Raw genomic sequence first — 19,680 nt, forward strand, 5'->3', positions numbered from 1 at the left:
TCATGGCCAATCGTAGCCGCCGCCTGCGCAAGAAACTGCGCGTCGATGAATTCCAGGAAATGGGCTTCGACATCAGTTTCAACTTCCCGGTCGGCACTGCCGAAGAGACCATCGATGCCGTAGTCGATGCGATGATCGATGAAGTGATCGAACCCCGCAAACTGGCCTTCGCCGGTTCCGGCCACCTGGCCTGGGAAGGGATGATCTGCACCCAGCAGCTGGGCAAGTGCAGCGAAGAAGACCGCGCCGCCGTCAAAACCTGGCTGGAAGGCAAGGGGATGGAAGCCGTGGTGGTTTCCGAGCTGTTCGACCTCTGGTACGGCGAACCCGCCTGATATCAGGCCGGCTGTGGCAGGCGCCCCGGTTCGACAGCCTGCGACAGCAGATAGACAAGTCCCGCCGCTGGCGGGATTTTTGTCGGTGGTGATGGGATCTCCACGTTAGTTATGGAATCGCTTATGGTGTTGTCATCCGAATTACTGGCCAGCATCCTGGATGAGGTGCGCCCGCTGCTCGGACAGGGCAAGGTGGCCGACTATATTCCCGCACTGGCTCAGGTGCCGGCCGATCGGCTCGGGATCGCCGTCTGTACCGTCGAAGGGGAGCTGTTCACCGCAGGTGACGCCCTTGAACCCTTCTCCATCCAGAGTATCTCCAAGGCCTTGAGCCTGACCCTGGCGCTCACCCTCTACCAGGAAGAGGAGATCTGGGCCCGGGTCGGCAAGGAGCCCTCGGGTCAGCCCTTCAATTCTCTAGTGCAGCTCGAGTTCGAGCAGGGCATTCCCCGCAACCCCTTCATCAACGCCGGTGCCCTGGTGGTGAGCGATCTGCTGGAGACCCGCCTCACCGCCCCGCGTCAGCGCACCCTGGAGCTGGTCCGCCGCCTCTCGGGCAACCCGGCCATCATGGCGGATCAGGTAGTGGCGCGCTCCGAATATCAGCACTCTGCCCGCAACGCGGCCATCGCCTATCTGATGAAGGCCTATGGCAACTTCGAGAACGAAGTGGACAAGGTGCTGCAGAGCTACTTCAATGCCTGTGCCATCCGCATGAGTTGTGTCGATCTGGCGCGGGCCTTCATCTATCTGGCCAACCGCGGCGTGCCGCTTGGAGAAAGCTCCCCGCTGCTGCCGGCCCGCACCACCAAGCAGGTCAATGCCCTGCTCGCTACCTGCGGCCTCTATGACGAGGCGGGGGATTTCGCCTATCGGGTCGGCATGCCGGGCAAGTCGGGGGTCGGTGGCGGCATCATCGCCCTCATCCCGGGGGAGTTGTGCGTCTGTGTCTGGTCGCCCGAGCTCAACAAGGCGGGCAACTCGCTGGCGGGCACGGCCGCGCTGGAACTGCTGGCCGAGCGTCTGGGCCGCTCCATTTTTTAACCTTGTCACTCTGAATCGAGAGATCACCATGAAACGAATAATGAGCTTGTTACGGGCCACCCTGGCGACCTTGTTGCTCTGGCATGCCCTGCCGACCCTGGCAGCCGAGCTGCCACCGCTCTCGCTGGCTGACGCCAAGGCCAAGGCGGCGGTCATTCTGGATACCCGCGCCAGCTACTTCTACCAGGGCTGGCCCATGGAGGGCGAGCAGCAGGGTGGCCACGTGGCCGGTGCCGAGAACCTCTCCGCCGAGTGGAAGTACAGCGATGCCGAGTGGCCGGCCGCGCTGGCAACCAAAGGGCTGCGGGCCGACCGGCCGGTGGCGCTCTACGGTGCCCCGCGCGAGGTGGCCGAAGTGGCCCGCCTGCTGCGCCAGCAGGGTATCAAGCAGCTGTTCGAGCTGCAGGGCTGGAAAAGTGCACCGCGCGAGCATCTGGCCCGCTGGCAGCAGCTGGTCCATCCGCGCTGGTTGGCCGATCTGCAGGAGGGCAAGCCGGTGGTGGCTGCCCCCAAGGGCGACTGGAAGCTGTTCGAGGTGGCGTGGGGTTCACCCAAGGCCTATCTGCTGAGCCATATCCCGGGGGCCGGCTACATCGACACCAACCGGCTGGAAGAGGAGCCGCTGTGGAACAAGGTCTCTGACGAGGCGCTCAAGAAGCTGTTGCTGGAGAACGGCATCCGTCACGACACTACCGTCATCCTCTACGGTCGCAACACCATGGCGGCGGCCCGCGCGGCCCACCTGATGATGTATGCGGGCGTCGAGGACGTGCGGCTGCTGGACGGCGGCCTGGATGCCTGGTTCGTGCAGCACCTGCGCACCGAGACAGGGCTGGCCAACACCTTCAAGCCAGCCAAGGAGTTTGGCGTCGCCATCCCGGCTCATCCCGAGTACTACACCACCCTGAGTCAGGCCAAGGAGCTGCTCAAGCAGCCCGACGGCGCCCTGGTCAGCGTGCGCACCTGGGACGAGTTTGTCGGCAACACCTCCGGCTACAGCTACATCAAGCCGAAGGGCGACATTCCGGGCGCCAAGTGGGGTCGCGGTGGTGTCGATGCCAACAGCATGAGCGACTTCCACAACCCGGACGGCACCATGAAGCCGGCCCGCGAGATCCTTGCCATGTGGGATGAGTGGAACATAGAGCCGACCCAGCAGGCCGCCTTCTACTGCGGTACCGGCTGGCGCGCCTCCGAGGCCTTCTTCTACGCCTGGCTGATGGACTGGAAACGGATCAGCGTCTACGACGGCGGCTGGTATGAGTGGAGTGCCGATCCCGGCAATCCCACGGTTACCGGCGAGCGCAAGCCAGCCAAGTAACTGATAATCCAGAGCAGGCCGGACCCATGTCCGGCCTTTTTGTTGCCGCATTCGTAGCACGGGCGAGGGGACACTACACTTTTTGCGAAGGGATATCAGATCGACGTGAGGAGTGACTGATGAAACGGATATGGATAGGCCTGCTGGTCGCGGGCGTGCTGGGACAGGGGGCGATGGCCACCGAGCGGGCGCGTTATCTGGTGCAGCTGAAACCGGGGGCGGAGGCGGCCGTACTGGCCCAGAGCCGAGGGATGGGCGGCGAGCTGGCCCTGGCGCTGAAGGAGCAAAATGCTCTGGCACTCTGGTTGCCGTCGGCGGCCGCCACGGCGCTGGCGCACAATCCCAACGTGCTCTGGGTTGAGCCGGATGCCAAGCGTTACGTCAGCGCCGAGACCCTGCCCTACGGCATTCCCATGGTGCAGGCGCCGCAACTGAGCGATGCCGCCGCCGGAGAAGTGCTGGTGTGCATCATAGATTCTGGCTACAGCGGTGGTCACCCGGACTTGCCTCACGGCCCCCAGGTGCAGGGTTATGACGATGCCGGTACCGGCAACTGGGATAGCGACGAGAACAGCCATGGCACCCATGTGGCGGGCACCATAGCCGCCGTGGGGGGCAATGATCTGGGCGTGCTCGGGGTGTTGCCAAACCAGAGCGTGCCGCTGCAGATCGTCAAGGTGTTCGGGGCCAACGGCTGGGCCTACTCCTCCAACCTGGTGGGGGCGCTCAATGCCTGCAAGCAGGGGATGAGCAGCCGCGGCTTCACCCGCATGGTCATCAACATGAGTCTGGGGGGCAGCGTGCCCAGCAAGACCGAGGAGCAGGCGTTCAACCAGGCCTATGGCCAGAACGTGCTGAGCGTGGCGGCGGCGGGCAATGCGGGCAACACCAGCAAGTCCTATCCGGCCTCCTACAGCAGCGTGGTGAGCGTGGCCGCCATCGATGCCAACAAGCAGCTGGCCTATTTCTCCCAGCGCAACGATCAGGTGGAGCTGGCCGCCCCCGGCGTATCTGTGCTCTCCACCGTGCCGACCGGCTACGCCTACTACAGCGGCACCTCGATGGCGACGCCGCACGTGGTCGGGGTGGCGGCGCTGGTCTGGTCACAGCGGCTGGAGTGCAGCAACGATCAGCTGCGCCAGACCCTGCGCAGCAGTGCCCAGGATTTGGGGGCGCTGGGGCGCGACAACAGCTATGGCTACGGCCTGGTGCAGGCGAAGGCGGCGGCAGACAAGCTGGCGCTCGGCTGTGGGCCGGGGACCGGTGGCAGTGGCAAGCCGGGTGGGCGCAAGTAGCTGATTGTTGACGTTGATCCCGTTGTGGCAATGGCGGCAAACGGGCTCATCTGGTTGAACTAGGCTTCAGACACCACCCTCGTGGTGAGGGTGAAGCGGGAGGCAAAACAGGCGATGAAGCAACTGATGATGATCCTGGTGTGTGCCCTGGCACTGGTGGCGTGCAGCTCCCAGTACATCATGAGCACCAAGGATGGCAAGATGATCACCACCGACAGCAAACCCAAGCTGGACGAGAGCACCGGCATGTACCGCTACTACGACACCGAGGGGCGGGAGGTGATGATCAAGAAGGATGACGTCACCCAGATCATGGAGCGTTGAGGCTCTCCTCAAGCAACAAGGGCTGCCTGCAGGCAGCCCTTGTCATTTTTGGTGCTCAGGCCGTCTGGGGCACCTGGCGGTTCACCTGACCCACGAACAGCTGATGGAAACGGGAGTGGGAGTTGGCCAGCAGGCTGACTGGCGAGCCCTGCTCCACTACTGTGCCGGCCTCCATCACCACCACCTTGTCCACCGACAGCAGCGGCTCCAGATGGTGAGCGATCACCAGGTAGCTGGCCTCCGGCCGGTAGCGATAGAGCAGCTCCGCCATCTTGCGCATGCCGCCGTGGTCGAGGTCCGAGGTGGCCTCGTCCAGCACGATGAGCGGGCGGCGCGACAGCAGGATGCGGGCGATCACCAGCAACTGGGTCTCGCCGGCGGAGAGCTGCAGCTTGTCGAGCTCCTCGTCCAGCCGGCCGGCGCAGCGCTCGGCCAGCCCCACCCGGGCCAGCGCCTGCTCCAGTGCCGCGTCGTCATGCTCGGTCAGGGGCGCCAGGTTGGCCCGCAGGGTACCGAAGAAGGTGAGCGGGATCTGGGAGACGGTGTCGTAGAGATCGCGCACCGCTTCCGGCGCCAGCCGGGAGAGCGGCTGCTCGCCGTAGTAGATCTCCCCCTGGGTGGCGGGATACATGGCCTGCAGCACCCCCAGCAGCGAGCTCTTGCCGGCGCCGGTGCGGCCACACACACCCACCTTCTCGCCGGGGGCCAGCTCGAAGTTGACCTTGTGCAGCGCCCACTGGCTGGCCTGGGGGTAGCGCAGCCCCAGGTTGTCGAAGCGCACCGCAGGGTGAGGGGTGGCGAGGGCCTCCCCCTCCTGGCGCTCGCTCTCTATTTCGCTGTATTCGCGCACCCGCTCCACCGCGTTCATCACCTGCTCCACCTCGGCGAAGGTGCGGATGAGGGAGTTGAGCATGGCGGAGGCGGTAAAGGCGTAGGTGATGGCCACGGCCCCCAGCAGCGAGCTGTTGCCAAAGGCCACCATCAGCGCCACGGCGCCCACCAGGGCGGCGGAGAGCAGGGTCTGGTGCATGCCGAGCCAGCGGTTGATGGAGGTGGTGGTGTACCAGCTGCGCAGGTTGTTGTCATAGTGCAGCAGCACCTGATCCAGCGCGAAACGCTCGGCCCCGGCCAGGCGCAGGGCGGGGGCGCCGCGGATGGTCTCGCTGATGCTGATGTAGAGCGGCGAGCGCAGCACCGACGCCTGTCGCCGCAGCTTGAGCTGCACCGCCCGGTAGCGGCGCTGCAGCACGTAGAGGGCCCAGCCCACCAGGGGGGCGATGAGCAGCAACAGCGGCATGTTGACGCCGATCACCACCACCTGCAGCGCCACCGACACCAGCATGCCGAACAGCCCCATCAGCATCGACAGCAGGATCTCCTGGGCTTCCCCCAGATCCCGGTCGAAGCGGTTGAGGATGCGCCCCTGCGGCACCTTGTCGAAGAAGGCCATGGGGGCGCGGCTGATGCGCCCCAGCATGCCGTCAAACAGGGTCCAGGCCAGCTTGAGGCCGAGTTTATAGTTGATGACCCGCACCACCATGATGCAGGTGAGGGAGCCCGCTCCCAGCAGCACATAGATGCCGAGCAGTTCGCTCACCTCGCTCACCCCGGCCTTGCCGCCGAGCCAGAGATCCGAGGCGATGCGCAGCCCCTCCTGACCCAGGGTGAGCAGCAGGGCGAGCAGGATGGCGCCGGGCGCGGCCAGGCGCTGCCACATGAAACCGAACAACCCCCAGTCCACCTTGCCTTCCACCACCTTCTCTTCATTGAACTGCTCTGCCTCTTGGGGCGGCACCGGCGGGGTGGGCTGGGGATGCTGGATAAGATCCGCCAGCTGGTGGGCATCGAGCTCCACCAGTTCGCCCTGCTCGATGCGGATCACCCGATCGCAGTGGGCCAGCACGTCCGGGTCGTGGCTCACCAGCAGCCGGGTCGGCCCCGGCTTGAAGGCGAGCCCCCGCTCCAGCACCTGGGCCGAGACGATGGGGTCGAGCGCCGAGAGGGGGTTGTCCAGCAGCAGGATGTCGGCCCGGGCGTAGAGGGCGCGGGCCAGGGCGACTCGCTGCTGCTGACCGCCGGAGAGGCGGGTGCCGAGCTCGCCCACCAGGGTCTGATCGCCGTGGCTGAGCAGGCTGAGGTCGGCGCCCAGCGCACAGGCCCCCAGCACCCAGCGATAGCGCTCGGCGTGCCAGGGCTGGCCAAACAGGATGTTGTTGCGGATGGTGTCGTTCATCAGCCAGGGCTTGTGGCCCAGATGGGCGACCCGGCCGTGGCGGCGGATGCTGCCCTCGAAGCCGTCGTCAAAGCCGGCGACCAGGTGCAGCAGGCAGCTCTTGCCTGCTCCGGTGGCGCCGGTGATCCCCACCAGTTCCCCCGGCTGGATAAACAGGCTGGCCCCCTGCAGCACGGTTTTTTGCTGGTGCAAGGCGGTGACGTTGTCGAGCTGCAGGGCTCCCACCGGCAAGCTTGAGTCGGTGAGATCCCGGTGCTGCTCGGGGCTGTTGAGGAACTCGCACAGCCGATTGAAGCCGGTGTTGAAGTTGATCAGGGTGCGGATGAGATAGGGCAGCCGCATCATGGGGATGCGCAGCACGGTGAACAGGGCGATGGTGGTGAACACCTGGGGCAGGGTGAGCTCCCTGCCCGACACCAGATAGGTGGTGAAGGTGGCCAGGGTCACCAGCAGCGGGGTGCTCATCATCAGGAAGCTGTTGATGGCATCGAGCTTGAGCACTCGGCCGAGCACCCCCAGCTCCTGCTGGCGCTTGGCGTTGGCCGCTCGGGTGAAGAAGGCGCCGAGGCCGTTCTGGCGCACCAGCCGCAGCTTCTTGATGTACTCCGCCAGGATGCCGTTGCGCTCGTCCTGCTGGCGCTTGAGTTGCTGCTCCTGCTGGTTCATGCGGCGCACCACCCGGGTGGAGATGAGCAACAGCAGGGTGAGCACGGCGAAGCCGACCAGGCCGGCGCTGCCCACCTGCCACACCAGCAGGGCTATGGTGCCGAGCAGTTGCAGCAGCATGGTGAGCGGCATGGCGGGGTCCGCAAGAATCCAGGTAATGTCCCACACGTCCCGGTTGATCAGGTTCTGCACCCGGCCACCGGCCCGGTCGTCGAAGCTCTTGCCGCCCAGCTTCATCACCTTGGCGAGCAGGGACTCGGCCAGCAGGCGGCGGATGGGGACGTGCATCTTGAGCGCCAGCTGCAGCGAGTGCTCCGCCAGCATGCCGGAGGCGAGTACGGAGGCGAACAGGGCCAGGGCCAGCAACAGCTTGTGGCCGGTGTCAGCGCCGGTGCCAAGCTGGGTCATGCTGTGGTTGAGCAGCCAGGGGCTGGCCAGGGTGGCCAGCATGCCAAGCAGCTGCAGCAGGGTAAGCAGGCCGATGCGGCCGCGATACTGGCGCCAGATAAAGGCTGTGATGGGCCAGGGGCGCACCGGCTGGGCGGCGGTGAGCGCGAGGAAGGCGTCGGCACGGCCATCGCGCCTGTCTTCCGGCAACAGGGGATAGAGATCGTCGAGGTTGACCTGGGGCTCGGTCAGCCCCTTGCGTTGCAACGGGCCGGTCCAGTGATAGAAGAGGCGGCTCAGCCAGCCGGCCGATATTTCCGGATGATCCAATGGGTGTCCTTATTATTTTGTGCTGCTTCCAGGGGGCGGGGCGGCTCATGGGCCGCCCTCGATATTGTCGTCTTGCTGTGGGCGCGAGCCCGGCGGGATCAGCGATCCCGATTCATGCGGATGAGTCGGTCCAGGATCTGCTCACCATCGACCCGTAGACCGTTGTGCTCGTACTCGTTGGTGATCCAGGCGCGGCTGTTGCCAAGCCCCTTGAGGGTGTCGCGGCTGTAGTCGAACTCCACGTACATGTCCTCGGCATAGACGGCGCAAGCCACCGGCACTTGGTTGCGGGCCAGCTGCACCGGGTCGTAGAGGGGGCCCCAGTCCGCCTTCTTGGCCAGCAGGTGAGCGGCTTCCTTCAGCGGGATGAGCTCGCGGAACTGCTCGAACATCCAGGGGAAGATCATCTCGCCGGTGAAGGCGAAATCCTTGCCCGGCGCCCAGGCCAGGGCCGGGAACTCGCCCCTGACCCGCTCGGCCGCCCAGTTGCTGGCGCTCCCTTCGCAATAGATGGACTCGTGCAGGATGGCGAACACCGGGTTGGTGTTGAACGGCTGCATCGCCTGCAGCTGATAGAGGAAGGCGGGGTTGAGTCGCTCGCCGATGAAGGCGTCCTCCAGCAGGTAGTAGAGCTCCTCGAAGGCGCCGCTGGCACCCAGATCCAGCCCCTGCTGCTGCAACTGCTCCACCGTCAGGCGCTGGCCGTTGGGCAGGCGCACCTCGTGACTGTGCAGGTGGTTGGCCAGCCGGTTGGCGATGGCCTGGGCATGGGGGAAGCGGGCGAAGAAGGCGCGGTTCTTGTCGGCCACCCGCTGGTAGGTGGCGCGGTAGACCTCGTCGGCACGGCGGCCGATGGGGGCCACCCCGCCGGTGAGGTAGACCTCGTGCAGGCTGTCCGGGAACAGCGAGAGGTAGGTGAGGCTGCAAAAGCCGCCGAAGCTCTGGCCGAGCAGGCTCCAGGGGCGCCCCGGGCTCAGCACCTCGCGAATGTATTCGGCGTCGCGCACTATGCTGTCGGCGCGAAAATGGCCGAGGTACTCCGCCTGCTGTGGGGCGGTGAGCTGGGCCAGCGCCTCGGCGCTGATGGGGCTGGAGTGGCCGGTGCCGCGCTGATCGAGCAGCAGCACCCGAAACTCCTGCAGGGCCCGCTTGATCCAGCCGCTGTCGGCGGTCGGGCGCGGCGCACCAAAGCCTGGCCCACCCTGCAGGAACAGCAACCAGGGCAGATCGTCGTGCAGCCGGTCCTGGCGACAGAGGGTGCGGCCGAACAGGGTGAGGGTCTCCTCGTCATCCGGTCGCTGGTGGTCGAGGGGCACGGTGAAGAAGCGGGGCTCGCAATGGATGCCATCCAGCACGTAACGCAACGGGCTGCTCATCTGGGGTCTCCCTGAGGGTAGGAAAATCGTCGGCCTCATCATAGCCCTGGTGCAGGAGCGGGTCACGCCGGTTTTCCAAATTGTTAACATTGTTGCCAAGTGAAAACGGGGGGCCGCAGGGTGATGAATTTATTGTCGGCAAGGGAGTTGACGGTGGCGTGCCGGCTGCACAAAGATGGCTCGCCTGCCGACGGGGCAGGGGTCGTAACAGGATGAGGTGGGCGCGATGAAGCCTGGGTGGAGACGATTGCGCAAAAAAGAGAAACGGGTGAACCCGGAGGGTGTGCTGCAGACCGGCTTGTTGCTGTTCAGTGCCACCTGCGGCGCGACCCTGCTGCTGGCAACCTGCAACGGCAGCTGACCGGAATGAAAAAAGCCCGCTCGATGAGCGGGCTTTTCAAATTTGGCTCCTCCTACTGGACTTGAACCAGTGACATACGGATTAACAGTCCGCCGTTCTACCGACTGAACTAAGGAGGAATTGTGGTGCCCAGAGACGGAATCGAACCGCCGACACGGGGATTTTCAATCCCCTGCTCTACCGACTGAGCTATCTGGGCAACGGCGCGCATTAAACCCTTTCTGAACGGATGTGTCAACCGCATGGCGCAGATAGTCGTATCGTTCGCTCGACAAGTGAGCAATCAGGGTGTTTGTTGGGCGGTTTGGCCTGTTCTCATCCTGGGCGGCAGGTCGGCAGATGAAAAAAGGGGCCCTGGGGCCCCTTGTCATGGCTGTCGTGCTCAGTGGCGGCTGACGATGATCCGCCCGGTACTCATGTCACGGGCCTGACCGGTGACGCTGATCTTGAGCCCGTACTCGGGCAGCAGGAGACCGGCATCCGGGATCTCCTTGCTCTGGTAGCTGCGGGAATCCTTGAACACCCGGTTCGGGGTGATCCAGAAGTCGCGCAGCAGGGAGCCGCTCGGGTGCTTGAGGTTGAGCGGCTGCTGGAAGCCCAGGCTGAAGGTGGCGTCGTGGATCTGGTAGCGGGTACCGGCCACGGCGCCGTCGCTCCACTTGAGGGTGCGCTGATCCGCATCCACCACCCCGAGGAAGCCCTCACCCGGGTGGACTCCCACCCAGTTGTTGACCTGGCTGTTGTCCACGTACCAGAGCAGCATGCCCGGCTCGTAGCGCATCAGCTGGTCGGCCACATTGATGTGGGCCAGCCCCTTGTCCACTCCCGCATGGTTGCGCCACTCGGCCAGGTAGTAGTGATCCTTGGCCTCGTTGCCGTCGCTCTTCACGAAGCCGGCGAGGGTGAAGGGGGAGTTGCCCTCGGCACCGTCGCTCAGCAGGGTGTCGCCATCGGCGAGGATCTGCAGCTCGTCCACGAACAGCCCGTTCTCGGCCACGCCGCCGTCGCTCAGGTATTGCAGGGTCAGAGTGACCTGCTGACCGGCCCAGGGGGTGAGGTCGAACTCGGCATCGGTCCAGCCGTTGGAGTTGCCGGTGATGCCGACCCCGAAGCCGACTCCGTTGGGATCGTCACTGGTGGTCAGGTTGCCCGCGATGGGCTGGCCGTTGACCAGCACCCTGGCGTAGTCGTACCCCTCTTCAATCTGATACCAGGCCTTGAAGTTGAGGCTGGCGCTCTGTTTGCCGCTCAGATCCAGCTTGAGGCTCATGCGGTTGTCGAGGTTGTTGCCCTTGCCGCCGTGATACTCGTACTGGCCGGCGTAGGGCGGGTTGAGCGGGATCTGCTTGGCCGGCAGGTTGATGCGCACCACGTCGTCGTTGCGTCCCTTGTCGTTGGCCTGATCCAGCATGTAGACGTTGCCGCGCGGGCTGAGATCGGCGAGCTGCACATTGCTGCCGTGCAGCCAGTTGCCGCCGAGGGAGGCCTGCAGGAACTCCTTGGCCCAGGCGGAGAACCCGGTCGGCTCGGTGCCGCCGATGACCCCGGCCCAGGAGCCTGAGGACATGATGGACCATGTCGCCACCGGTTCGCCCTTGCCGGTGTACTTAGTGTCGTACTCGTCCGGCAGCCCCAGATCGTGGCCATATTCGTGGGCACAGACCCCGGCCGCCGCATCGATGGGCTGGATGGTGTAGTCGTAGGCGGCAAACTTGCCACCGAAGTTCTGGCTCGGGCTGCTGGTGCCCGGGATGGGGTAGGGGGCACCCAGGTTCCAGCGGTGCGCCCAGATGGCGTCTTCGCCGAGATCGCCGCCACCGGCTTCCTCGCCGACGCTGGAGTGGAAGATCATCAGGTGGTCGATGAGGCCGTCCGGCTCGTCCCGGTTGCCGTTGCCGTTGAGATCGTAGCGATCCTCCTGGTCAAACTCGGACAGATCGATGGAGGGGTCGCCCGCCACCTGGATCAGAGCCTCCTTCACCAGCTCCCGGATGGTGTTCGGGGTGGCGTTGGCACCGTAGTAGGCGGCGTTCTTGCTGGCGGTATACCAGCCCGCCACCTGGCCGCGCACGCTGTAGCTCTTGCCGGACTGCTGCTCGTAGAACTGGCGCATGGAGATGAACTGCTCGCCGTTCGGGCCGGCATAGCCCTTGGACGAGAACAGCAGGTCGTTGTAGTGCTCCGGGGTGTAATCCGGATAGTACATCTTGGTGAGCTCGGGGCGGATGCTGTTCTTCGGGTAGTCGGGGAAGTCCACCAGGATGGCGAGGATCTTGTCCTTGCGCATCTTGCCCTGGTAGTGCTCCCGCTCGATGGACTTGAGCAGCAGGGTAGGCACCCGATCGCCGGGACGGGCGGTGCCGTTGAGGCGGATCTTCTTGAGGATGGTCTCGCGCACCTTGCCCTCTTTCACCGCCAGGGTACCGCTGTTGCCCTGATAGGCCCGCGACTTCTCGCGATAGTAGCTGGCGAGGGCCGCCTGCTCCTGCTCGGGGGAGGCCAGGGTCGGGATGCGGCCGCTCTTCTTGAGCATCTCCAGCACCTTCACCTCATCGGCCAGGGGGGCATCGAACGGACCGTGGACCGGGGCGGCCATGGCGTGGTTTCCAATCATAAGGGTTGAGCCGACAAGCAGGCTCATTATTGTTTTTTTAGGCATTATCTATGTGCTCCTTCACATGATAAAAAGGGAGCCTGGCTGGCTCCTCTTTCCGTACGGGCAGTGCTCCGCCCGCGTCCCTTGATACACTCCGTGGATGGCCTTGTCACCGTCGCGCCGCTGGTGGATCCTGCTGATTTCAAACGGCTTGCTGGCGCTGTCGCGTGGTTCTGACACACCCATGCAAAGCTCCATATGGAGCAATCCTGTTTTGGCGGCAGATTACCCTTTATTAACCTTTTGTGATGGCACCCCATTTGGGGTGGCTGCCGACGACGGCTTATCTTGGTCTGCCGCATTGAGCCGGATGGGCTGTGCGAGTATGCTTTGCCGCAACCGGGCCTGCGGGGCGGCAGATGGCCGAGATGGCACCGTCCGCGCTGGCATTTGATCACAACACAGTCGCATCTGGGGTTAATATGAGTCTTGATATGCAAGAGTGGCGCGAAGAGACCACCGCCATCGTCAACGAGTTGCTGGCCGATGGCAGCAACCCGGATCTGGAGTACGAGATTGAGCACCACTTTGCCTGCCAGGATTTCGATCTGCTGGAGAAGGCGGCGGTCGACCTGTTCAAGGCCGGTTTCGAAGTGACCGATGCCGAAGAGATGGAGCTGGATGACGGCGCCACCATCTTCTGCTTCGACGCCACCGTCGAGTGCAAGCTGGACATCGAGACCATAGTGGCGGATATCGCCACCATGCTGCCCATCCTCGAGAAATACGGTGTGGATTACGACGGCTGGGGCACCTACTTCCAGGAGTAAGGCGCCAGCTCACGCACGCTTTGCAAAAACAACAAGGCCACCCTCGGGTGGCCTTGTTGTTGTGAGCATCACGCCTGTGGCAGCTGGTAGCTGCGGGCAAACTCGGCGGGGGGCAGCGGGCGGCTGAACAGGTAGCCCTGCAACCGGTCGCAGCCGGCCTGCACCAGCCACTCCTGCTGCTCTTGCGTCTCCACCCCTTCGGCGGTGATCTTGATGCCGAGCTCGTGGCCCAGCCCGATGACGGAGCGCACGATGGCGGTGGTGGCCTGGTTGGTGACCAGCTCCTGCGTGAAGCTTTTGTCGAGCTTGAGGGTCGCCACCTGCAGCCGTGGCAGGTAGGCCAGACTGCAGTAGCCGGTGCCGAAGTCGTCGATGGCGAGCTGAAAGCCCGCCTCGATCAGGCAGGCCAGGTTGCTCTCTATCTCGTCGGCGTTCTCCATCAGTACCCCTTCGGTGATCTCCAGCTCCAGCTGCCAGGGGGCGAGGCCGTGACGCTCGATGCAGGCGAAGATCTGCGGGCAGAGCTCGGGGTCGCGAAATTGCAGCGGCGACAGGTTGATGGAGAGCACCAGATCCGGCGCATCGGCCTGCCAGCGGGCCAGTTGGGAGCAGCCCTGCTCCAGCATGTGGCAGCCGAGCAGGCCGATGAGTCCCAGCTCCTCCGCCAGCGGGATGAACTCGTCAGGCGAGATCATGCCTAGCTCGGGATGGGGCCAGCGGCAGAGCAGCTCGGCCCCGTGCAGCTGGCTGGTGCGGGTGCTGATAATGGGCTGGTAGACGGCGGTCAGCTGGCCGGACTTGATGGCAAGCGGCAACTGGGCCGCGATGAGCTGACGACGCTTGAGCTTGGCATCGAGTTCGGGGTCGAACAGGGTGCAGTGCTGCTGCTGACGCTTGCCCTGGGCCAGGGCGGCCTCGGCGTGGCTCAGCAGCCGTTCGGCATCGTTGGCCTTGCCGTGGGCGATGCCGAGGAACACCGGGATCTGGATCCTGTGCTCTTCCACCTGATAGGGGACCATCAGCGCCCCCTGCAGACGGCTGCTCCAGTTGGCCAGCGGCTCGTTCAGTTCGGGCAGCAGCATGGCGAAATCGTCGGCGGCCACCCGGCATACCAGCGACTGGGGTGGGGCCAGCTGCTGCAGGCGACGGGCCACCTGGCTGAGCAGGCGGTCGGCGACCCGGATGCCGAAGCGATCGTTGATCTCGCGAAAGTGTTGCAGGTCGACCAGCACCAGGCTCGCCTTGCGGGCGCCGAGGTGACGGCTGGTCTGCAGAAAGTGGGAGAGCTTGAGTAGGCCGGTCAGGCTGTCGTAGTGCTGCTCCTGCTGCAACTGGGCCTGGGTGGTGCGCAGCCCGGTGATGTCGCGGCTCAGGGTGAGGATGCCGAGGGAGTTGCCCTCGTCGTCCGGCACCTCGACCCGGGTCACCTCCAGATGGCGGCCCTGGCCGTTGGCATCCACCAGGCAGTATTCACCCCGTCCCATCGGCAGTTCGGTGGAGAGGCGGTGAGCCACCCGCTGGCCGAGCGCCTCGCTGGCCGCCATCCCCATGAAGTCGAGAAAGGCCTGGTTGCAGTCGATCAGCAGCCCCTGATGGTCTTCCAGCCGGATCGGATCCGGGATGGCGTCCAGCAGGCGGCGTTGCAGCAGCTGCTGCTGGCGAAAGGTCTGTTCCAGCTCCTTGCGCTGATCTATCTCGTTGACCATGCCGAACAGGGCCACCGGCTTGCCCTGCTCGTCGTAGAGCGGGATCTTGTGGATCTCCATCCAGCTGGTGGCGTCGCCGTTGCTGCAGTGCAACTGCTGATAGAGCAGGGGTTTGCCCTCCGCCAGCAGGCGCAGATCCTCTTCCCGAAAGATGTCGCCCCAGGGCATGTCGGCGTCTGTCTTGCCGACGAGATCCGCCGGCAGCGGCAGACCCGCCTGCTCCGTGAAGGCACGGTTGGCAAACAGGTAGCGCCCATCCGTATCCCGGCAGAAGATATTCATGGGTAGCTGGTCGATGATCTGCTGCAGCAGGGGCAGGGTGAGCAAGGAGTTCACACAGACACTCACGGGGGAAATTTCGAGCAAATCTATGATAGCAGGCTGGTTTTGTAAAGCTTGGGTTAAGGCTGACTCATTTCTGCCGATCCCTGCTGACAGTCTGTGTCGCTGCCGCCATAATAGCCGCCGGTCGGCCTAGGGCCGGATTATATGGATGAGAGAAGCAGCATGAAAAAGATAGTGGGAGTAGCACTGGCCCTGTTGATGGCCGGTTGTGCCAGCGACAACAATGGCGGCGAGCAGTACCGCTATACCCCGCCGGTAGCCAAGGCGACCAACAACACCCAGGAGATGCAGATCCCGGTGGATCTGGTGTGGGCCCGCGCCGAGAAGTGGTTTGGCGATCATGGCCTTAACATCGAAAACAGCCAGCGTGGCTCCGGCCTGATGACCGCCAACGTCGAGAACTCGGCCGACGGTCTGGAGTGGCTGGATTGCGGTACCATGGGCTCCAAGGTCGCACTGGGCAACCCCAACCTGCAGATCAACCTGATCATCACCCAGAGCGGCAACAACAGCGTGGCCACCGTCAACGTCAAGGGCAACACCCAGCTCTACTTCGTCGAGTCCTCCGGCGAGCGGGTACCGGCTCCCTCCATCACCCCGGTGTGCGTCTCCCGCGGCAGCCTGGAGCAGAGCCTGTTTTCCACCCTCGCCAACTAAGGTTGCGCCGAGTGCCAGCAAAAACCCCGTTGCCTGCAACGGGGTTTTTTGTTTCCGGCCTGGTGGAAGGGGCATGCGGGCCGCTGTTGATAGCCGCAAAAAACAACCCCCGGCAGGGCCGGGGGCTGGATAGAGTCGGGTGACTCAGCGGGCGACGTCGCCGTGAAACAGCGTCTGTTCGCCGGCTTTGAGCACATACCCCTTCCACGGGAAGAGGGTGTAGCCGCTGCCTTGCCACGACCAGTTGCCTTCTGCGCCTTGGCGGGTGAGCTGGTGTTGCTCGCCGCTCGGCAGGGTCAGCTCGGCCTGGCTCTGATCGGCGTTGAACAGCACGAAGGCGCTGCTGGTCTGGCCGGCATCGGTCGGATTGAGCCGGATGCCCTGCTCGAACAGGCGCACGCATTTGCCGGTTAGCGCTGACCACTGATAGCCCGCGCTGCCGATACAGCCGTGGCTGTCGCGATCGCGGCCAACCAGATGTTGTTCCGGGGTACTGCAGGCCGCCAGCAGCAGGGAGGCGGCCATCAGGGTCAAGGTACGCATGGTTACTCCTTGGCATCCCGCTCGATGACGATGTTGGAGAAGCCCAGCTCCTTGAAGTAGTTCTCTCGGTAATCCTTCACGCTCTTCTTGTCGCGCCGGCATACTTGGGCCAGCTGCTCCTCCATGGCGTGGAAGCTGGTCAGGTTGATCCCTTCGGCAGCGGCAATGGCATCGTAGATGCTGTTGAACTTGTCGTTGGCGTAGCCGATCTCTTTGGTTTTCTTGCCGTAGGTGTAGGTAATCTTGAACGCCATGGCGTTATTCCTTTGCTTTGGCCTGCTTGCGCTGGACGTAGAGGTAGAGGCTCTCGACCTTTTCCCGCGCCCAGGGAGTTTTTCGCAAGAATTTCAGGCTGGATTTGATGCTGGGATCCTGGGTAAAGCAGCGGATATTGATCTCCTGCCCCAGTTTCTCCCAGCCGTAGTGTTCGACCAGGGCGGTGACGATGGCTTCCAGCGTCAGCCCGTGCAGCGGGTTGTTCTTCTGGGAAGAGACGGGCTGATCGCTCATGCCTGCTCCGCCAGCTTGGCAAAGGGCTGACCCATGCGGGTGGTGACCCCGTTGGCCAGATGGGGCTCGAAACCGGCCAGCATGCCCGGGCCAAACAGACAGACGACTGTGCTGCCCAGCTTGAACAGACCCATCTCGGCGCCTTTTTGCAGGGTGATGGCCTCGTCGCCTGTGTAGTCCCAGCGCACCACCTTCTTCTCTTTGGTCGGCGCTATGTTGCCGGCCCAGATGGTCTCGATGCTGGCCACGATAGTGGCACCGACCAGCACCAGCGCCATGGGGCCGTGCGGGGTGCGGAAGGTGGCCACCACCCGCTCGTTGCGGGCAAACAGGTTGGGCACGTTCTCGGCGGTGAGCGGGTTGACGGAGAAGAGATCCCCTGGCACGAACACCATGCTCTCCAGCACGCCATCCAGCGGCATGTGGATGCGGTGATAATCCTTGGGCGCCAGATAGATGGTGGCGAAGTCGCCATCCTTGAACGGCGCCACCAGATCCTCATAGCCGCCCAGCAGCTCGCGGGCGCTGTAGTCGTGGCCCTTGGCCTGGATGATGCGGCCCTGCTGGATCGGACCGAGCTGGCTGACGGTGCCATCCACCGGCAGGGCCAGGGTCATGGCGTCTTCCACCAGGGGGCGAATACCGGGTTTGAGTTCGCGGGTGAAGAACTCGTTGAAGCTCTTGTAGTGGGCAGGGCTCTCGTGCAGCGCCTCGCTCATGTCGACCTGGTACTGCTTGATAAAGGCCTCGATCACCCTGGTGGTGAGGTTGCCCGCTTCGGCGGCGGCAAGCTTGCCCACCAGGCGGGAGAGGGCGTGTTTGGGCAGACAGTATTGACCGGCAATTTTCAGGTTGTCAGTAATGCTCATGTTCATCATCAACGTAGGTTAAAGGGTCACAGGCGTGCCTGTTGGCGACCGTGACGGGCTTCCTGCATGGTTTCCAGGATGCGGTGATAGTTGTGGAAGCGATCGGCGCTGATGGCGCCCGCTTCGACCGCGGCGCGCAGGGCGCAGCCGGGATCGTCCTTGTGGGTACAGTCGCGGAACTTGCAACCACCCAGATAGTCGCGGAACTCGACGAAGCACCAGGTGATACGGTCGGCTTCCAGATGCCAGAGGGCGAACTCGCGGATCCCGGGGGAGTCGATGAGATCGCCGCCGCTCGGGAAGTGGTAGAGCCGCGCCGTGGTGGTGGTGTGCTGGCCGAGCCCCGAGTTCTCGGAGATCTCGCCGGTGAGCACATCCAGCCCCGGCATCAGGGCGTTGGTGAGCGACGACTTGCCGACCCCGGACTGGCCGACGAAGATGCTGATCTTGTCGGTGAGCCTGGCTTTCAGCTCATCGAGCCCTTCGCCACTCTCGCAGCTCACCAGCAGTACCTCGTAATTGAGCTTGCGGTAGGTTTCGAGCTGGCGCTCGATGCGGGCGCGGGCGGCATCATCGAGCATGTCGACCTTGTTCAGCACGATGAGGGGGCGGATCTCCACATCCTCGGCGGCCACCAGATAGCGGTCGACGATGTTGGTGGAGAACTCGGGCATCACCGCCGAGACGATGATGATCTGGTCGATGTTGGCGGCGATGGGTTTGACCCCGTCGTAGAAGTCCGGCCGGGTCAGCACCGAGTGACGCGGGTGCACCGCCTCGATGACGCCGGCGGTCGCGGCATTGAGGCCGGGACGCCACACCACCTTGTCGCCGCACACCAGGCTGCTGATGCTGCTGCGCCGCAGGTTGCTGCGGTGGATGGTGCCATCGCTCGCCTCGACGTCTGCGTGCTGACCAAAACGGCTGATCACCACCCCTTCGATGGCCGGCCCGAACAGGGTGTCATCCACCTCTGTGGTGTGCTCTTTTTGCAGCCGACGCTCGCGGTTGGCCTGGACGCGCCTTTGTTGACCCAGATTGAGTTTTGCTTTCTTTGCCACTCGATTCGCCAGTTTATGAACAGATCCAAAGCCAGTATGATACATGCAAATTGGCAAAATTCCGCCATTCCTCCCAATAGAGAGAGCAATCATGACAGTCAGCGCGCAGAACCTGGTATGGATCGACATGGAGATGACGGGCCTTGACCCTGAGGAAAACGTGGTACTGGAGATCGCCACCATAGTCACCGACAAGGACCTGAACGTGCTGGCCGAAGGGCCGGTCATCGCCATCCACCAGAGCGACGAAGAGCTGGCCAAGATGGACGACTGGAACGTCAACACTCACACCAAGAGCGGGCTGGTGGCCCGGGTCAAGGCGAGCCAGCACGACGAGGCGAAAGCCGTCGCCGAGACCCTCGACTTCATTCGCCTGTGGGTACCGGAGCGCACCAGCCCCCTGTGCGGCAACAGCATTGGCCAGGATCGCCGCTTCATGGTCAAGCACATGAGCGAGCTGGAAGCCTTCTTCCACTATCGCAACGTCGATGTCAGCACCATCAAGGAGCTGGTACGCCGCTGGCAGCCGGAGCTGCTGGATCAGTTCAAGAAGAGCGGTACCCACCAGGCGCTGGACGACATCCGCGAGTCCATTGCCGAACTGCAGTTTTACCGCAGCCACGTCTTCAAGATCTGACGCCTAGGCAAGGGATTGCCCCGCTCTGGTTGCTAAAATCGACAGTTCGACCAGCTTTTGAGCGAACGCACGCAACCAGACAAAAAAGCCCTTGCAATTGGAATGACTGCTCTTATAATTCGGCTCCCGTACAGTAGCGCAAGCAACCAAATGCTGTACGGCCTGTTTTAAGGCAGTTGCGGGAATAGCTCAGTTGGTAGAGCACGACCTTGCCAAGGTCGGGGTCGCGAGTTCGAGTCTCGTTTCCCGCTCCA

The 19,680-nt window shown here is 63.8% G+C and carries 17 protein-coding genes and 3 tRNA genes; 9 read left to right on the top strand and 11 right to left on the bottom strand.

Annotated elements, in window-relative coordinates; all coding sequences use genetic code 11:
- Positions 1-2 precede the first annotated feature (2 nt).
- From G5134_RS20280 to G5134_RS20300, 5 genes are all read left to right on the top strand, one after another.
- On the top strand, positions 3-335 hold the full coding sequence (locus tag G5134_RS20280) for a YggL family protein (RefSeq protein WP_005297793.1): 333 nt from the start codon (positions 3-5) through the stop codon (positions 333-335).
- Between the two features lie 123 nt (positions 336-458).
- Positions 459-1,379, top strand: a complete 921-nt coding sequence (gene glsB / locus G5134_RS20285; protein WP_019839442.1) for a glutaminase B — start codon at positions 459-461, stop codon at positions 1,377-1,379.
- 28 nt (positions 1,380-1,407) lie between these two features.
- Complete coding sequence (locus G5134_RS20290) at positions 1,408-2,700, top strand: rhodanese-like domain-containing protein (protein ID WP_421232156.1); 1,293 nt, start codon at positions 1,408-1,410, stop codon at positions 2,698-2,700.
- 119 nt (positions 2,701-2,819) lie between these two features.
- On the top strand, positions 2,820-3,995 hold the full coding sequence (locus G5134_RS20295; RefSeq protein ID WP_421232157.1) for a S8 family peptidase: 1,176 nt from the start codon (positions 2,820-2,822) through the stop codon (positions 3,993-3,995).
- Between the two features lie 114 nt (positions 3,996-4,109).
- Positions 4,110-4,319, top strand: a complete 210-nt coding sequence (locus tag G5134_RS20300) for a YgdI/YgdR family lipoprotein (protein WP_016351843.1) — start codon at positions 4,110-4,112, stop codon at positions 4,317-4,319.
- A gap of 55 nt (positions 4,320-4,374) precedes the next feature.
- On the opposite strand, the gene G5134_RS20305 is transcribed toward G5134_RS20300, so the two are convergent.
- The 5 genes from G5134_RS20305 to G5134_RS20325 form a co-directional block, all read right to left on the bottom strand.
- On the bottom strand, positions 4,375-7,935 hold the full coding sequence (locus G5134_RS20305) for an ATP-binding cassette domain-containing protein (protein ID WP_337077240.1): 3,561 nt from the start codon (positions 7,933-7,935) through the stop codon (positions 4,375-4,377).
- Positions 7,936-8,033: 98 nt separating this feature from the next.
- A complete protein-coding gene (locus G5134_RS20310; protein ID WP_219325203.1) occupies positions 8,034-9,311 on the bottom strand; it encodes an alpha/beta hydrolase in 1,278 nt (425 codons plus the stop codon).
- 404 nt (positions 9,312-9,715) lie between these two features.
- Positions 9,716-9,791: transfer RNA gene (locus tag G5134_RS20315), tRNA-Asn, on the bottom strand.
- 4 nt (positions 9,792-9,795) lie between these two features.
- Positions 9,796-9,871 (bottom strand) — tRNA-Phe (locus G5134_RS20320).
- Positions 9,872-10,054: 183 nt separating this feature from the next.
- Entirely contained in the window at positions 10,055-12,268 is a 2,214-nt protein-coding gene (locus G5134_RS20325; RefSeq protein ID WP_231939777.1) for an immune inhibitor A domain-containing protein, read from the bottom strand.
- A 482-nt stretch (positions 12,269-12,750) separates the two neighbouring features.
- Here G5134_RS20325 and rraB point away from each other — a divergent pair, with 482 nt between their 5' ends.
- Entirely contained in the window at positions 12,751-13,098 is a 348-nt protein-coding gene (gene rraB, locus G5134_RS20330) for a ribonuclease E inhibitor RraB (protein WP_080628938.1), read from the top strand.
- A 68-nt stretch (positions 13,099-13,166) separates the two neighbouring features.
- Here rraB and G5134_RS20335 read toward each other — a convergent pair whose 3' ends face one another.
- Positions 13,167-15,140 carry a putative bifunctional diguanylate cyclase/phosphodiesterase gene (locus G5134_RS20335; RefSeq protein ID WP_065017530.1) on the bottom strand — a complete coding sequence of 658 codons (1,974 nt, stop codon included), beginning with the start codon at positions 15,138-15,140 and terminating at the stop codon, positions 13,167-13,169.
- 171 nt (positions 15,141-15,311) lie between these two features.
- On the opposite strand from G5134_RS20335, the gene G5134_RS20340 reads away from it, so the two are divergent.
- A complete protein-coding gene (locus G5134_RS20340) occupies positions 15,312-15,806 on the top strand; it encodes a hypothetical protein (protein WP_010633004.1) in 495 nt (164 codons plus the stop codon).
- A 144-nt stretch (positions 15,807-15,950) separates the two neighbouring features.
- Here the strand turns inward: G5134_RS20340 and G5134_RS20345 are convergent, their stop codons facing one another.
- The 5 genes from G5134_RS20345 to rsgA are packed head-to-tail and all read right to left on the bottom strand — an operon-like array spanning position 15,951 to position 18,789.
- On the bottom strand, positions 15,951-16,349 hold the full coding sequence (locus tag G5134_RS20345; RefSeq protein ID WP_065017529.1) for a hypothetical protein: 399 nt from the start codon (positions 16,347-16,349) through the stop codon (positions 15,951-15,953).
- Between the two features lie 2 nt (positions 16,350-16,351).
- The gene (locus G5134_RS20350; protein WP_005297812.1) at positions 16,352-16,603 is read right to left on the bottom strand and encodes a DUF2960 domain-containing protein; all 252 of its coding nucleotides are present in this window, start codon (positions 16,601-16,603) and stop codon (positions 16,352-16,354) included.
- Between the two features lie 4 nt (positions 16,604-16,607).
- Complete coding sequence (locus tag G5134_RS20355; protein ID WP_017763973.1) at positions 16,608-16,859, bottom strand: VF530 family DNA-binding protein; 252 nt, start codon at positions 16,857-16,859, stop codon at positions 16,608-16,610.
- Entirely contained in the window at positions 16,856-17,728 is an 873-nt protein-coding gene (asd, locus tag G5134_RS20360; protein WP_017763974.1) for an archaetidylserine decarboxylase, read from the bottom strand. The genes G5134_RS20355 and asd overlap by 4 nt, the downstream gene beginning before the upstream one ends.
- 26 nt (positions 17,729-17,754) lie before the next feature.
- Positions 17,755-18,789 (bottom strand): small ribosomal subunit biogenesis GTPase RsgA, encoded by a 1,035-nt coding sequence (rsgA, locus tag G5134_RS20365; protein WP_065017528.1) that lies wholly within the window; start codon positions 18,787-18,789, stop codon positions 17,755-17,757.
- 91 nt (positions 18,790-18,880) lie between these two features.
- Here rsgA and orn point away from each other — a divergent pair, with 91 nt between their 5' ends.
- Positions 18,881-19,426 (top strand): oligoribonuclease, encoded by a 546-nt coding sequence (orn, locus tag G5134_RS20370; RefSeq protein ID WP_065017527.1) that lies wholly within the window; start codon positions 18,881-18,883, stop codon positions 19,424-19,426.
- A 178-nt stretch (positions 19,427-19,604) separates the two neighbouring features.
- Positions 19,605-19,680, top strand: a tRNA-Gly gene (locus tag G5134_RS20375).

The sequence above is a fragment of the Aeromonas sp. 600276 genome (assembly GCF_049175815.1).
In the GTDB taxonomy this organism is placed as follows: Bacteria; Pseudomonadota; Gammaproteobacteria; order Enterobacterales; family Aeromonadaceae; genus Aeromonas; species Aeromonas dhakensis.